The sequence below is a fragment of the Halarsenatibacter silvermanii genome (genome assembly GCF_900103135.1).
GTDB classification, from domain to species: Bacteria; Bacillota; Halanaerobiia; order Halanaerobiales; family Halarsenatibacteraceae; genus Halarsenatibacter; species Halarsenatibacter silvermanii.
In genome coordinates, this window is sequence record NZ_FNGO01000021.1 from 1 (window position 1) to 14,762 (window position 14,762).

The 14,762-nt window shown below is 42.0% G+C and carries 19 protein-coding genes; 18 read left to right on the top strand and 1 reads right to left on the bottom strand.

Translation table 11 applies throughout. From position 1 onward, the window contains the following. The first annotated feature begins 12 nt into the window (after nt 1–12). From BLT15_RS13840 to BLT15_RS10135, 14 genes are all read left to right on the top strand, one after another. Nucleotides 13–159 (top strand): DUF1670 domain-containing protein, encoded by a 147-nt coding sequence (locus BLT15_RS13840; RefSeq protein WP_427854228.1) that lies wholly within the window; start codon nt 13–15, stop codon nt 157–159. Between the two features lie 120 nt (nt 160–279). After that, a complete protein-coding gene (locus BLT15_RS10080; protein WP_089761296.1) occupies nt 280–711 on the top strand; it encodes a single-stranded DNA-binding protein in 432 nt (143 codons plus the stop codon). Between the two features lie 59 nt (nt 712–770). Then, a complete protein-coding gene (locus BLT15_RS10085; protein ID WP_089761298.1) occupies nt 771–1,709 on the top strand; it encodes a hypothetical protein in 939 nt (312 codons plus the stop codon). Between the two features lie 23 nt (nt 1,710–1,732). Then, nucleotides 1,733–3,121 (top strand): replicative DNA helicase, encoded by a 1,389-nt coding sequence (locus BLT15_RS10090; protein ID WP_089761299.1) that lies wholly within the window; start codon nt 1,733–1,735, stop codon nt 3,119–3,121. A gap of 1 nt (nt 3,122) precedes the next feature. Further along, nucleotides 3,123–3,644, top strand: a complete 522-nt coding sequence (locus BLT15_RS13450; RefSeq protein ID WP_089761301.1) for a DUF2493 domain-containing protein — start codon at nt 3,123–3,125, stop codon at nt 3,642–3,644. 356 nt (nt 3,645–4,000) lie between these two features. Continuing rightward, complete coding sequence (locus BLT15_RS13245; protein ID WP_159429900.1) at nt 4,001–4,156, top strand: hypothetical protein; 156 nt, start codon at nt 4,001–4,003, stop codon at nt 4,154–4,156. Nucleotide 4,157: 1 nt separating this feature from the next. Then, a complete protein-coding gene (locus BLT15_RS10105) occupies nt 4,158–4,520 on the top strand; it encodes a RusA family crossover junction endodeoxyribonuclease (RefSeq protein ID WP_089761305.1) in 363 nt (120 codons plus the stop codon). Further along, on the top strand, nt 4,517–4,669 hold the full coding sequence (locus BLT15_RS13250) for a hypothetical protein (RefSeq protein ID WP_159429901.1): 153 nt from the start codon (nt 4,517–4,519) through the stop codon (nt 4,667–4,669). The genes BLT15_RS10105 and BLT15_RS13250 overlap by 4 nt, the downstream gene beginning before the upstream one ends. Then, the gene (locus BLT15_RS10110) at nt 4,666–5,025 is read left to right on the top strand and encodes a hypothetical protein (protein WP_089761307.1); all 360 of its coding nucleotides are present in this window, start codon (nt 4,666–4,668) and stop codon (nt 5,023–5,025) included. Before BLT15_RS13250 ends, BLT15_RS10110 begins: the two co-directional genes overlap by 4 nt. Further along, entirely contained in the window at nt 5,025–5,318 is a 294-nt protein-coding gene (locus tag BLT15_RS10115; protein WP_089761309.1) for a hypothetical protein, read from the top strand. Before BLT15_RS10110 ends, BLT15_RS10115 begins: the two co-directional genes overlap by 1 nt. A gap of 18 nt (nt 5,319–5,336) precedes the next feature. Beyond that, nucleotides 5,337–5,759: a hypothetical protein gene (locus BLT15_RS10120; protein ID WP_089761312.1), complete on the top strand. Its 423-nt coding sequence runs from the start codon at nt 5,337–5,339 to the stop codon at nt 5,757–5,759. A 100-nt stretch (nt 5,760–5,859) separates the two neighbouring features. Beyond that, nucleotides 5,860–6,162, top strand: a complete 303-nt coding sequence (locus BLT15_RS10125) for a thioredoxin family protein (protein ID WP_089761314.1) — start codon at nt 5,860–5,862, stop codon at nt 6,160–6,162. A 78-nt stretch (nt 6,163–6,240) separates the two neighbouring features. Then, nucleotides 6,241–7,677: a metallophosphoesterase family protein gene (locus BLT15_RS10130; protein ID WP_089761316.1), complete on the top strand. Its 1,437-nt coding sequence runs from the start codon at nt 6,241–6,243 to the stop codon at nt 7,675–7,677. Between the two features lie 148 nt (nt 7,678–7,825). Then, complete coding sequence (locus tag BLT15_RS10135) at nt 7,826–8,239, top strand: hypothetical protein (protein WP_089761319.1); 414 nt, start codon at nt 7,826–7,828, stop codon at nt 8,237–8,239. A 152-nt stretch (nt 8,240–8,391) separates the two neighbouring features. Here the strand turns inward: BLT15_RS10135 and BLT15_RS10140 are convergent, their stop codons facing one another. Beyond that, nucleotides 8,392–9,840: a hypothetical protein gene (locus BLT15_RS10140; RefSeq protein ID WP_089761321.1), complete on the bottom strand. Its 1,449-nt coding sequence runs from the start codon at nt 9,838–9,840 to the stop codon at nt 8,392–8,394. Between the two features lie 124 nt (nt 9,841–9,964). Between BLT15_RS10140 and BLT15_RS10145 the strand changes: the two genes are divergently transcribed. From BLT15_RS10145 to BLT15_RS10160, 4 genes are all read left to right on the top strand, one after another. Beyond that, a complete protein-coding gene (locus BLT15_RS10145; protein ID WP_089761323.1) occupies nt 9,965–11,218 on the top strand; it encodes a site-specific DNA-methyltransferase in 1,254 nt (417 codons plus the stop codon). A 131-nt stretch (nt 11,219–11,349) separates the two neighbouring features. Beyond that, complete coding sequence (locus tag BLT15_RS10150; protein ID WP_089761325.1) at nt 11,350–11,838, top strand: hypothetical protein; 489 nt, start codon at nt 11,350–11,352, stop codon at nt 11,836–11,838. Continuing rightward, the gene (locus tag BLT15_RS10155) at nt 11,819–13,231 is read left to right on the top strand and encodes a terminase large subunit domain-containing protein (RefSeq protein WP_159429902.1); all 1,413 of its coding nucleotides are present in this window, start codon (nt 11,819–11,821) and stop codon (nt 13,229–13,231) included. Before BLT15_RS10150 ends, BLT15_RS10155 begins: the two co-directional genes overlap by 20 nt. A 36-nt stretch (nt 13,232–13,267) precedes the next feature. Continuing rightward, the gene (locus BLT15_RS10160) at nt 13,268–14,746 is read left to right on the top strand and encodes a phage portal protein (RefSeq protein ID WP_089761330.1); all 1,479 of its coding nucleotides are present in this window, start codon (nt 13,268–13,270) and stop codon (nt 14,744–14,746) included. Nucleotides 14,747–14,762: the final 16 nt, after the last annotated feature.

Here is a 14,762-nt window from a genome sequence, read left to right on the forward strand (position 1 = left end):
GTTGATAGATACATCAAAGACTATGAAAGAGTGAAATTTCTTGTCAGAAGAGGTATTGAACCCGCGCAAATACAGCATATGACTGGCCGAGGTAAATCAGTAATTGAGCAGTATATTGAGATTATAGAGCATTATCATCCCGATAATGGCAATGATTAAGAAGAAAGTTAATTCGATCTTCAGATTTTCATCAGGGGGTTAACCCCCTGATGAACCAGTCAACACCGTACAACCACGTCTAACCGCGGAACAGGGCGGACAAATGTCCTAAGTGTAAGTATTTTAATCGGAAGATTGACGCGTGATGTAGAGCTTAGATATACGAATAACGGCACGCCGGTTGCTAACTTTACGCTGGCGGTGGACAGAGGTTTTAAAGATAAAGACGGCGAGAAAAAAACCGATTTCATAAAAATAGTGGTATGGTCTAATTTAGCCGAAACCTGCGCCCAGCATATAGGTAAAGGCCGGCTGGTGGCGGTTGACGGAAGATTGCAGATAAACAAAAGAAAAACCGAGGACCGGACTTATACCAACCCCGAGGTAGTGGCGAACGAGGTAAGATTTTTGGACTGGCCCGACGATAAACCCGCCGCGCCGCAAAATCAATCCGCGCAACAAAAGATGCCCGCCAAACAAACCGCCGGCCCGGCTCCCGCAAATAAGGCAGCCGATGAACTGGCTGACATGGATCTCGATGCGCCTTTTTAAAGCTTTTTGAAATATGTGGGGCGGCGGAGGTCGCCCCTTTAAAGAAGGAGGTTGGAACAATGGACAACGAACCCAAAATACCGGGTGGTTATATATTAGTAAGCCGCAAACTAATAGAAAGTGAAATATTCGATAAGCCTCCGATGTATGTCAAAGTGTGGTTATTTTTATTATCGCAGGCCCAGTATGATAATTATAAAAACCTAAAACGGGGACAGCTTTTCACGAGTATTTCCGAAATACAGGAGGCGTGTTCGTGGTATGTCGGATACAGGAAAGAAACCCCTTCGAAGTCGGAAATATATAGAATTATTGATTGGCTACGAAAACGCGGCGAACGTGAGGCGACCGGAACGACGAACGAGAAGATGATCGAAACGACGAAGGCAACGCACGGCATGGTCGTTGAAGTCCTAAATTATGGGCTTTATCAAGACCCGAAAAACTACGAACGCAACGCCGACCGGAACGATGAAAAAACTACGAAGGTAGAACGAACGAAACAGAACCGAAACAATATAAACAAGAATGTAAAGAATGTAAAGAATGACAAGAAGGAAATAAAGACTTCTTGTTCGAACTCTGACGAGCCGAACGGTGAGGTAAAGTTTGGGGAAGAAACCAGGCCGTATAAAGCGGCGCTTTATCTCAGAAATAAAATAGAGGAAGGACCGGTTAAACAGCCCCTGCCCGAGCCGACTCCGGAAGAACTTGAAAAATGGTCTGCGGAAATGGATAGGCTAAATCGTTTAGGTCCTGTTGGCGCAAATAAGTCGGATGACTTTGGTTATAGCTGGGAAGAAATCTCTAAGTTAATAGATTGGTGTCAGCAAGATAATTTTTGGCAGCAAAATATATTGTCGGCCCCGAAGTTTAGAAAACAAATTCAAAAGCTGGAATCGCGTATGAAAGAAAATGGAGAGGTTGAAATCGAGGAATATAATAATGAGATGAAAATGACACCTTATCAGCAGGAACAATTAGACGCCATTCAATAAACCCGGGGAGGAGGCGGTTAAAAATGAAAAACAAAGAACTGGAATTAGGTCTGATGAACTCGATAATACAGCGGCCGGCGGTGCTTGACGATATGGCCGAGGGTCTGCACGAAGAATTATTTACAGACCGGTTTGCCCGGGATCTATACAATATATCGATCCAGGATTATAACAGCGAGGGTAAAGTATCGCGCAGCAAGATTATGATGTTCGTACGGGATAAGTATCCGGCCCGGGCCGACGAACTTCTCTCCAGCGTATATGCTATGCCGGGCGAAGTAGAGAAAATGGCCGACGAGCTTAAAAATTATTATAACCAGCGTATTTTGCATAAAACCTATAAGGAATCTTATAAGTATGTGCAGGATCACGATCTCGGTGTTAACAAGCGCAATTCGAATGTGCAGGACGCTATAATGGCGGTTACAAACCAGTTTTTGGACGAGGGGAAGATGATTTATAACGCGGAAGAAGTGGCAATTTCCTGCTTAAAAAATCTTCACGAAAGACAGGAAGGTAAAACCCAGGAAAGACTTAGAACCGGCATGAAGGACCTGGATGGATTTTTAGCGGGCGGTTTTAAACGACAGAACCTATCAGTTTTGGCGGGCGGGACAAGTATGGGTAAGACGGCGTTCGCTTTAAATGTGGTGAGAAATATTTTATCAGCTACCGATCACCCGGTCTTTTTCGTATCGATGGAGATGGCAAAAGAAGAATTAATGGACAGACTTTTGGTGCAAAAAGCTAAGGTCAACGCGGATGATTATAACGCGATTAATGAAGATAATAAAAACCCGCTGCCAGATAATATGCGGGAAAGTATAGAGGTCGCGCGAAACTGGGTGCATAATAAAGATTTTTTAATCACCGATCAGCGCGGTATTGAAGTCCGGAATATTAAAACTTTATGCAGACAGGCTCACAACAAGTTCGAAAACGGCTTAGGTTTTGTGGTGATCGATTATCTCTCCGAGATTAATCTGGACGATGGGGGCAATAAAAACACAGCGAAAATTTTTGGGGACGCCGTAAGGGAACTCAGGAATATGTCGAAAGAATTAAACTGCCATGTTTTGTTATTACACCAGATTTCCAGGGAGTATCAAAAACGACAAAATAACCGGCCAAAAAAATCAGATTTAAGAGATTCCGGCGAGATTGAGGAAAAAGCCGATGTAGTTATGTTCGTTCACCGGCCGGCGTATTTTAAATTTCAGCAGTCCGAGGAGGATGAACCGGTGGTACAAAAGGACGCCGAGATTATAGTGGCGAAACAAAGAGGCGGCAAAGTGGGTTCGCTTAAATTTGTCTGGTACCCCGAGATTCAATACTTCCAGAGCGGGGTCGATTTTGGAATCAACGGCGAGATTAACTATCTCTCCAAAAAAATAAGGAAGGCAGGCGGTTAAAATGACAAAAACAAGATGTGAGGTTTACACTCGGGTTGTTGGATATTTAAGCCCGGTAAGTCAGTTTAACGAAGGTAAAGTCGAGGAGTGGAAAGACCGGGTGGATTATGACAGGGACGGCGGCGTGATGTTATCCGATATTAGCGATTTGAAAAACGGGCAGAAAAATATTGTAGGGATAACAGGCACCCGATCTTTTAACGATTATGACAGGTTTAAAGAGGTTATGGACGGGTTTAAAATCGACAAAATAGTTAGCGGCGGGGCTAAAGGGACAGATAAAATGGCCGAGAGATACGCGGTAGAAAACGGTATCGAGTTCGAGGAATTTCTGCCCGAGTGGAATAAGTACGGCAAGGCGGCCGGGCCGATACGAAATATAAAAATAGTCGCGGCCTCCGAGATAATTTTGGCCTTCCACGACGGCAAAAGTCGGGGGACGCAGTCGACGATTGACATCGCTTATAAAGCCGGAAAAACAATAAAAATATTTGATATAAGCGTGGTGAGCCGCGATGTTTAGGGATGACTGCCCCGAATGCGGGGCGCCCATGCGGCCGGATGGTAACTGCTGTGTCTGCGTGGCCTGCGGGTATTCACCCTGCGCTGACGGGATTTATAAGGACGAAGGATAATGGCTTATATTTATTGCAAGCGGTGTAATAATTTAATGCGGGATAACGCCGGGGATTTGTGTCATAAGTGCAAAAAAGAAAGCCAGAATTGCATTATAGGTGAGTTCGGGTATAAGAAATTAATGTGGGCAGGCACGGACGGAATTTTCACGGCGGTTCCCTGGTGTTTTAGGGACGATGAAAGGATTATTTTCAGCAAGGGCGGCTGTGGGGAGTGTGAAAATAGGGTTAAGGGGGCTTAAAAATGCTGACGATAAAAGAGAGGGTACGGCATAACCAGCCCGAAGTTTGGGAGGAAATCGAAAGGCGAACCGGCAGAAAATGGTCGGTATTATTTTTTGAGTTTGTTGAAAAGTTGCTGGACAGGCCGGTAAATTTTCTTTTGAAAAGGAGGCGATAAAATGGAATATAGATTTGTGGTACCGGCCGAGCTACCGACGCTGAACGAGATAATAGAAAAAAGTAAAATCCACTGGGGACAATACAGCGCCATGAAGAAAGAATACGGCAGGCTCGTGGCTATGTGTGTTGATCATGAAAAGAGATTTGAAAGCGTGGAGTTAGAAATAGTTTATTTCAGAGAAAACCGGCGGGTAGATCCGGATAATATAGCGGTGGGGAAAAAATTTATTCTCGACGCCCTTGTCGACTGCGGTGTAATCAAAAACGACGGCTGGAGCCAGATAACGGGGTTTGTGGAAAGCTGGGAAGTGGATAAGAAAAACCCGCGCACCGAAATAATATTAAGGGGGACTGCAAAATGAGATATAAATGCCCTATCTGCAGGATAAAAATAGATTACAGGCCGGATCGCTGCCCGATATGCGAGATACCCTTCTCCTGGATAGGTCGAGAAAAAAGTTTACCGGTCGTCGATAATTACAGGCTTGTAAGGGAGGGGAAAATTATATGAGATTGGGAAAATTGACCTTCGCGGAGTTAAACGAGTGGTGGGCGGAACGCGATGATACGGGCCAGCGCGAATACGGCAATACCCATTTAAGACGGTATAATCTTGTTGATGTTATCGAAGAATTAATGGACGCCGGAATAATATTAGAGCGGTTTGTCGATAGGGCCGAGCGGGATTGTAATATAAACCGAGAAGTGGAAGAAAAAGCTATAGAGGGCGCCGATAGACTGATTTTTGTGGTAAGTGCGCTGATAGAAAGTGTCTGCGATCTCGATAGATCCTTGCCCGAGGAGCTTGTATCTGACGAGCTGGGCGGCGATAGAGTTTGGTTTAAATCAAAAGAGGGGGGTCAATAATGGAAAAATTACTGGAAAGATTATACGAAAGAGAATACCAGCTTAGAGTTAAATTTGAGCATAGCCGACAGCCCTATATGGTGGACTTAGGTTTTAATCAAGACGATTGCGAGGTCAGTAATACAGCCAATAATTTTAGATTCCGGACCTGGAAGGGAATGAATTATCAAAAATACGAAAGTTTTGAAGAACTCCTGGATGATATAAAAAAGACGGCCCGCAAAAAATACGGTTTTGATTTCGAGACCTACGAGATACGCGCCGGCTCTTATTTCCAGAGGGTGGTCAACTAAATAAAGGGGGCTAATTATATGGTTGGGAGCGGGCCGTGCAAAGAAGTCAAACACTATATTGAGCGGGAGTTATACGACTTCGAATTTAATAAGCGAGAACTGGAGGAGTTAAAAATGGATCTTACCTTAGAGCAGTTAAACCAGCGTATGGAGGAGAAGTTTTCGGCCAACAGTTCGGAGGAGTGCTATTCGGCCACGGAAGATACCGCTATGAATTTGCTGACAAATAAGATTATTATTCGCACGGAAAGAATTTTAAACGCTATTCAGCGGGTGATCGACAGGCTCTATCCCGACAAGAGGAAATTTTACGAAGTCTTTTACCGGCAGGGGAAAAGCCGGCAGAGAACCTGTATAGAAGTGGGGATAAGTATGGCAACGCTTTATAATTGGCGCAACGAGATTGTTAAAAAGACGGCAAAAGAACTGGGCCTTTTTTAAAAAAATATTATGGCCTGTGGATAACTTTAGAAAAATCTTAGAATTTTTAAGGGGATTTCGTGGTATAATGTGTATAGTGGGGAAAATAGGAGGCGGGTAAATGATAGAGGTAACTAAGGATAATTATAAAGACGAGATAGGCGGGGGACAGGCGGTTTTGAACTTTTTTCTGGAGGGCTGTCGGCCCTGCGAGGAACTTTTAAAAACCCTCTGGGAACTCGATGAGATAGTAAATGTTTACCGGATCGATGTTTTAGAGGCGCTGGTTTTGGCTCGCGATTTCGGAATTAAAGAAGTGCCGGCTTTAATTTTATACGAGAACGGAGAATATATCAGAAAGATAAGCGGATCTAAGCTGGGGCATTTAGAAAAAGAGGCGATAATTGAGAAGTTAGAAATATAATGAACTTATAATATATTTAATAATATAAGGCGGTCGGGGTTAACTCCCCGGCCGTTTTATATTGTGGGGGGGTTGCCTATGGAATGGCAGGAGCTTAAAAACAATATAAAAGATCTGGCCGAACTGGTTAACGAGAAGTCCGCCAATAAGGTGGCCCGGGATTTCGGGTTGGCTAATCACCGGGCGGTGACCTATCACTTAAAAAAACACGGTTACGAATACGAGGACGGTCTTTGGCAGCGCCCCGGCGGTATTGTTAAAAACGATATGGGCGATAGGTGGTTTTTAGAGCATAACGGCAAGACGCTGGAAATCAGCAAAGAAGATTATAAAAATATCCGCGATGATTACTGCGATGAACTGGGGACTGATTATTTATCTATCCGGGAGGTCTGTAAAAAGTACGGTTTAACCCGGGATGATTTTTTACTTTTGAAATCGGCTTTTAATTTTACCCATTATAATATTCATTATGTCGATGAAGAAGTGGCGGAGAACAGCACGGATGAATTAGCCGAGCAGACTTTGGAGGATAAAAAGCGCATGTATTTTGAGAAGTTAAGCAGTAAGGAAGTCGATTATTTTAAAAAGGAGCTGCGCAAGTACCAGAAAAAAGAATATTTATTCCGGCAGACCGCCGAGATGGTAGACGATCATTTTAAAGATTTTAGGCGCGGTTATAAAGCGGAAAAGATCGAGTACAGCGGCGAAGGCCGCCCGGTTATGTTAGAGGTGCCTATCGTGGATATGCACTTAGGAAAGTTAGCCTGGGCGCCGGAAGTGGGAGAGCATTATGATTTGAAAATAGCCGAGAGGAAGTTTGAATATATTATCGACGAGGTTATAAGCCGGGTTAAAAATCAAAATATAGAGCGCGTTATTCTGCCGGTCGGCAACGATTTCTTTCATGTCGATAACCCGGAGAATAAAACTTCCCGGGGGACAGCGCAAGATGTAGACAGCCGCTGGCAGAAAATGTACCTTTTGGGTATTGAACTTTTGGTTAAATCTATAGATAAACTGCGGCAGTTAGCCGAAGCAAAAATTCTTTTGGTGCCGGGCAATCACGACTGGAGCATAAGTTTTTATGCGGTTAATTATTTAGAGGGCTGGTTTAAGGATTGCCCCGATGTATATATCGATACCGATCCTACCGCGCGCAAATATGAAGAATACGGTAAAAACCTTATCGGGTTCACTCACGGAGATAAAGAAAAACGGAGAATATTTGGCTGTATGCAGTCCGAGGCGCCCGAGGCGTGGGGGCGGACTAAGTACCGCGAGTTTCATTGCGGCCATCTTCACTCCGAGCAGATAAAAGAGGATATGGGCGTTGTGGTGAGGCAACTTCCCTCTCCTACCGCGAAGGACGCCTGGCATTATCAGAAGGGATACCAGGCCATTCCCCGGGTACAAAGTTTTATCTGGGATAAAACGCGGGGTTTAACCAATATTATAGTTATCAATATGCTGGAGTGTGCTTTCGATGAAACATTGGATAATAAAGCGGGATAGTAAGTATTGTGACTGGCGGGTTTTGGAAAAATATTATTGCCCGGAAAAAGAGGATTCTTTTATTAATAGGGTTTGCACTAATAAAAGCAATGATCTTAATATCTGCAATAAAAGGACCTGCCCTATAAAAGTATAGGAGGAGAGAAAAATGAAATTATCAAGGCGTTTTGCTGCTGGGAAGACTCTTTCATGGGGAACTGTAAGAATTCCTGATCTTTTGGAAGAAATTATGGATTTTTGGGAGGAATTGCCGGAAGAAGAAATGGCAAGATTGGATGAGGAGTTTATAGAAGCTATGAATGAGCTGGTTGATGAAGTGCCGACCGCAATATACCGGATAGAAGAACAAGGAATTTCGCCAGATGAAGATGAGCTTTTCCTGTTGGATGGTCTTATGGTCATGTTAAATGATATTGCGCCGGTAGATTGCCAGTTCGGTAATGACTTTGATGATAGAATGAGATTTGCATTTATTGATGAGAACTTAAATATTTTGATGGAACAATGTCTAATCGAATTAGTTTTGAAGCAATTTACTATATCATATTACCTATATTTTTAATATAAAGGTTATATTGTTTTAAGAAAAATTGAATGTAATTTGAGATATGAAAATATTAAAGATTTAGACCTGTAGAATAAGTTATAACTGAAAAATTAAGTTCAAAAATAAATGAAATATATTTTTGAAAATATTTAAAATGAGATGGAAATTTAGTCAAAATTTAGTGCTAACATAATAATATTTATTACCAACATTAAGGCTGTAATAACTAAAACAATTTTTTGAATAAATAAATTATCATCAGAAAGTTCTTTATTACTTAAGGCAGAAAAAAGATTAATATTAGAGTAATACCGGGCACTTATATTTTCGTACTCTTTACTCATAAATTCTAGATTTTGATTAAGTAATGATTGTATATACGAAAAAAAATCTTTCTTTTGCCTGTGCAATAATAAAGGCTTAAATTTAAAATTTTGTTTTAAGTAGTTAATAAAACTCTTACTTTTTTGGATATCATTTATGAAATGAGGAACAATTGATTCTATCCAAGAAAATTCATTTTCAAGATTTTTAATTTTACTATAATCTTCTTGAAATTCGGAAAATGAAACCTGTGTTAATTCGTCTCTGGTTTTGTATAAATATTTCAAAAAAACTTCTGATATATAAAAGAAAACCCAAGGAATTAGTATGCGAGAAACTTTGTCATCAATAAACAAAGGAATTTTGTAACTTGTCATATCTCCACCTATATCATGGAGTAGTTTGTTGTTAGAATCAATAATTTTTTCTTTATTTCCTGCCAAAATTAATTTGCGACGTTTGTCATCCTCATATTTTTGATAGGGATGTGTTAAATACAATCCTGTTGTATTTTCAAAATTCCAGCTATTAAATTTTTCGTTTAAGCCTAATGTTTTCATATATTTGGGTTCATTTTTTATGGGGTTTGATTGATTACGTAGAATTAAGTCGCAGACGGGGTGGTGTAAATTTTGTTTAGAACATATTCCAGGTGCTTTTTCTTTTATCCAGTCAGTAGCAGTTTTATAGAGCAAATCCTTTTCCTTTTCTATTTGTTTCTTTTTAATAATTGATGGGGGGTTAAACTTTTCGAAAGAGTGGTTTTCGTATAATGATTTAATATCTTGTTTCAAAATATCATCAAGAAATTTCATTTTATTTTTTCTTAAAACAAATAGAAAACTAAGAAAAGTAAGACTATCAAGTTGATGGTATAACTTTACTCGAATATATTCAAATTCAGATGGTGGATCTATATTAATTAATTGAGAATTATAAGAGTGTTTGGAAGTTATAATTCCTATATTTTTTGTAAAAATATTTGGTGAATAAATTTTTGATTTAACCGTATCAGCTATACTTTTCTCCCTAAAATCATAAATTTTGTTTTCATCAAATTCTTCAAGAGCTTTAAATAAGTTTTTTAAATCATTTGAGGAATATATTTCATGAGTCCAGAAACCTACAAAATCAAAGGAATCATTATTTTTAAGCAAATAATTTTTATTTTCTTTTTTATATTGCCCCCAAAACTCTTGTTTTTCTTCATTAGAAATATCAGTATTATTGTCATTTTTATTGTCCTTCTGATTATTGTTAATAAGGTTTATTATGTGTTTAAATCTTTCCATTATTTTCCCTCCATTAAAAACCAAATTTAAAAGGATCTCATTTTATATTTTAGCAAAAATTTTACCTAATTTCTATTTTTAAAATTATAATAAATATAAACGCTTAATTAAAGGGGTTAAAATTATGATTGAAATACACTCTGATGTAGAGCTCGTAAGAATCGAAGCTTTAATTTCATATATAAACAATCCTAAAGAGCATCCGATGAAACAGATTGAAAAGATAGCAAGCAGTATAAAGCATTATGGTTTTACTCAGCCCGTGGTTATAGCAGAGGATAATGAAATTATTATAGGACATGGACGCGTGCAGGCCGCGAAGAAGTTAGGGCTGGAGGAAGTGCCGGCTATAAAACGCGATGATCTATCGGAGGCAGAGATAAGGGCCTTACGCATAGCAGACAATAAGGTGGCCGAGAGCGAATGGAATATGGAGCAGTTATCAGAAGAACTGGAATTACTTGAGATGGATGATATACCGCTGGAAGATGTTGGGTTTAGCGAAGAAGATATTGAAGAATTTGATTTTGGTGGCGGGCAGGAAGTAGTCGAAGATGACTTTAATGAGGAAGTGGATAAAGATGAGCCTGCTATAACCGAGAAAGGCGATGTAATAGAGCTAGGCAGACATAGATTAATGTGCGGGGATAGTACCGAGGAAGATGAAGTTGAAAAATTAATGAACGGGAATAAAGCGAATATGGTATTTACAGACCCGCCTTATAATGTTAATTATGGAAATATTAAACACGAAAAATTCAAAATGCGTAGTATAGAAAATGACAATATGAGTTATGAAGAATTCAAAAACTTTTGCAAAGGATTCATAAATAATATTAAAAAATTCACTGATGGATGTTTATATGTTTGCCACGCCCCCAACCAAGATGGAAGGATTTTGGGCCGGGAGTTAGATAAAGAGTTTCATCCTAGCACCACTATAATATGGTATAAGGATGTATTTACTTTAGGAAGAGGTAAATATCAAAATAAATATGAACCTATCTGGTTTGGTTGGGTTAAAGATGGCACTAACTTTGTAAAGGATAGAGATTTAACTAATGTTTGGGAAATAGAAAGACCAAAATCTAGTAAAGAACACCCAACAATGAAACCAATTGAATTAGTTGCGACAGCTATAAATCACGCCTCAAATAAAGGGCAGGTTGTTTTAGATTTATTCGGTGGCAGCGGTTCAACACTAATAGCAGCAGAACAGTTAAATAGAACCTGCTATATGATGGAATTAGACGAACATTACTGCGATGTAATAATTCGTAGGTATATTGCCTACCGGGCCAGCCAGTTTCAAGAGGTAAATATTAAAGTCAACGATGAGCAGGTCGATACGGATCTATACGAGGGGGCGGTTGCATGATATTTGTGGCCAATTCTTAAAGGTTGCGATTATTACAAATTGGATCCGGCGGTGGGACATGATTTTTCTACCCTGGAGGTAGAAATAGAGCTGGATGATGAGAAATTAATGTAGAAAAGGGGGGTTAAAATATGGCTGTGTATCCCTGGGAGGAGATATTTGAAAAATATAAGACAGGCCAGTACAGTATGGCGGAACTCGCCGCAGAATACGGGTTTAACCAGAAATATGCTCTGCGGAAAGCGAAAAAAATGGGAATTGAGAAGGGCGAAAGTAGAAAAAAGGTGGAAAAAGAGGCACAAAAAAAGGTTTTGGACTCCGAAGTTGATAAGGAAACCAAAATCCGCGAAGAATGCGAGAAAATTATTATCAATATTCGCCGGGCGACCGCCAATAACCTCTTTGGGGATAGGCCGGATTTTAACCGCCTCAAACAGCTAAAAATTGCCTGCGAGGTCGTGGTGCTTTGCCGTAAGGAGCAGTACGAACTCAATGGGATTAAAGAGGCTCCTAAACAGATTGAGCAGAAAATAAGCGGTGATATTTCGGAAATATTAAAAAACCTATCGGATGAGGAGCTAATGAAGGCGGCTGATGAATATGGAATTGACATCGAATAAACGAGATAAAATTTGCGGAAAGATAATAAAACAGGAAACAAAACGACTGGCGGCCCGGGACAAATTAAAACCTTTTTTGGAATTTGAAAGTAAAGGGGTCTGGAAAACGGCCGATCACCTGGAATATATGTGCGAGAAGTTGGAGGCGGTAGAGCGGGGCGAGATCGATAAATTAATGATATTTATGCCGCCCCGGCACGGCAAATCGGAAGTGGCCTCTAAAAAATTCCCGGCGTGGTATTTAGGGCGCCACCCGGACCGGGAAATTATCCTGACTTCTTACGCGGCGGATCTGGCTTATGATTTCTCACGGATTGCCCGGAACACCTTGTGGGAGCAGGGTTTAAATATTTTTGGCAAGGAGTTAGCGTCGGATTCTAAAGCGGTGAAAAAGTGGAATATTGAAGGTTATAGAGGCGGTCTGGCCGCGGCCGGGGTCGGTGGGCCAATAACAGGACGTGGCGCCGATGTGGCTATAATAGACGACCCTGTGAAAAACTGGGAGGAAGCCGCCAGCGAAGTTTACCGGGAGAAGGTCTGGAACTGGTATCAGACCGTTTTAAGGACCCGACTTTCCCCCGGGGGCGCTATTGTTCTTATTATGACCCGCTGGCACGAGGACGATTTAGCGGGCCGGCTTTTAGAACGGGAAGCTAAAAAGTGGGAAATAATTAACTTCCCTGCTATAGCCGAGGAGAAGGATATTTTAGGGCGGGAAATCGGCGAGGTACTCTGGCCCGATCGTTACCCGCAGGAATCGATAATGGACATAAAAGGAACAATGCTGGATAGATTATTCGCCAGCCTCTATCAGCAAAAGCCGCGTAAAGATATCGAGAACGCCCTCTGGAATTATAATATGATCCAGCGTTCAGAAAAACCCGGTAACTTTGCCCGTATAGTGGTGGCGGTCGATCCGCCGGCCAGTAACTCTGACACAAGCAGCGAGGCGGGCATTATAGCCGCCGGAATAGACCATGAGGGACAGGGTTATATTCTCGAGGATAGATCCCTTAAAGCCTCGCCCGGGGGCTGGGGAAAGGCCGCTGTAAAACTTTATCACGAACTGGGGGCGGACAGGATAGTGGCCGAGATTAATAACGGTGGGGATATGGTCGAGCATGTAATCCGTTCGGTAGATCCGATGGTAAGTTATAAATCGGTGCGGGCCAGTCGGGGTAAATCGATCCGGGCGGAGCCGATTGCGGCTTTATACGAGCAAAAGCCGCCTAAGGTGTATCACGCGGGCAAGTTTGAAAAACTAGAAAATCAAATGACCTGTTGGGTCCCGGGTGATGAAAGTCCCGATAGGCTGGACGCTTTAGTCTGGGCCTTATCCGAGCTTATGTTTAAAAGCAGGGGCGGTGGTTATTATACACAAAATTTTGCATAAGATTATATGTGCCGGCAATAGAAGGGACGGGGTAAAATGCTATTTGACAGCCAGGCCGCGGACGCGGTCGATAAAAGTTTGATTGAGTGGATTTACAATCAGGATAATTATGAGCGCCTGCAGCAGTACAGCGAGAACGAAGATTACTACGAAGGTGATCTCGATATTGAACTACCCGGAAATATCAGCGCTATGCTGGCGGGGAAGTTCGGTTTTACGGGAAATGTCTGCCGGGCGGTAGTGGACGCCGGCGTGGGGTTTTTATCCCAGGAGCCGCTGGCGATAGAAGTAGAGGCGCCGGATGAGGAACTGGCGGATTCAGCCGGGGAGGTCGAGCAGTTTTTATACGAGGTTTTCCGGGACAGCGATCTTCTGGTAAGAAATTATATTAAGGCTTTAAGGATCCAGGGGAAAAAGGGCGAGTTTGCCCTCAAAGTCCTGCCGGTGCTGGATGATAACGAAGAAGAAATTATCGGTTATAAAATTTCAGTATTAAGACCGGATATCTGTTTTCCTAAATGGGCTGACGAAGAATACAGCGAGATGGAATACTTCGCGATTAAGTATATAAGGGATAATCCGGATACGGGGGAAAAAGAGCAGTTCGCCCAGGTTTTATTCCCGAACGAAGTCCGGGAGTATTCCAAACCGCTCAATGCGTCCGATATAACCGGCTGGTCGAAAATAGATGAGTGGCAGACCGATTATGGATTTATACCGGTCGAGTGGGTGAAAAATAAGGAGGATGATAAGCCCTGGAGCGAAAGCGATATAACGCCGGATTTAAAAGATTTGCAGGACGCTTTTAATAAGTCGATAACCGATCTAATTTACAATATGGATAAGGATTCTTATAAGGAGAAGTTTGTTTTGGGCGGGGGGCCGCCCCTGGACAAAAAGGGCAATCCGGTTAATATCGAAAGCGGGCCGGGTAAGGTTCATTTTCTTTCGGCTAATATGGACGGGGTAGTGCCGTCGATGTGGGAGAGCGCGCCCTCTAATTTCCAGGGACTTTTAGACAGTATGGACAGGCTTTTGGATATCGTATCGGTTGTTTCCCGGGTACCTAAGTTAGAGTTATCGCGCGATCACGGTATGGGCGCGGCGCCAAGCGGCGTGGCTTTAAGAATAATATACCAGCCTTTTATAGGGAAAATTAACGAGAAGGCTAACTTAGTCAAATCAGCGCTGGAAAAGTGCGCCCAGAAAACGCTTTATATGGCCGAAACCGACGGGGTCGATATCGGATTTGAGCCGGGCGATTATATACCGGTTATCCATATACGCTACGGCCTGCCCGTCGATGAAAAAGAAGTCGCTGAAATTCACGAACTGGAAAACCGTATGCGCTGGAAATCGCGGGATAGTATTATGCAGGAACGCGGTATTGAAGATATCGAGGCCGAGAAAGAAAAAATTGCCGAAGAGGAACAGGACGCGGCTTTATACGGCGAAGGGGATAGGATAGACGAGGAGCTTGCGGGTATCGACCTGGATATCGGTGAAGAAATATGAGCCAGGAGGGGTATGT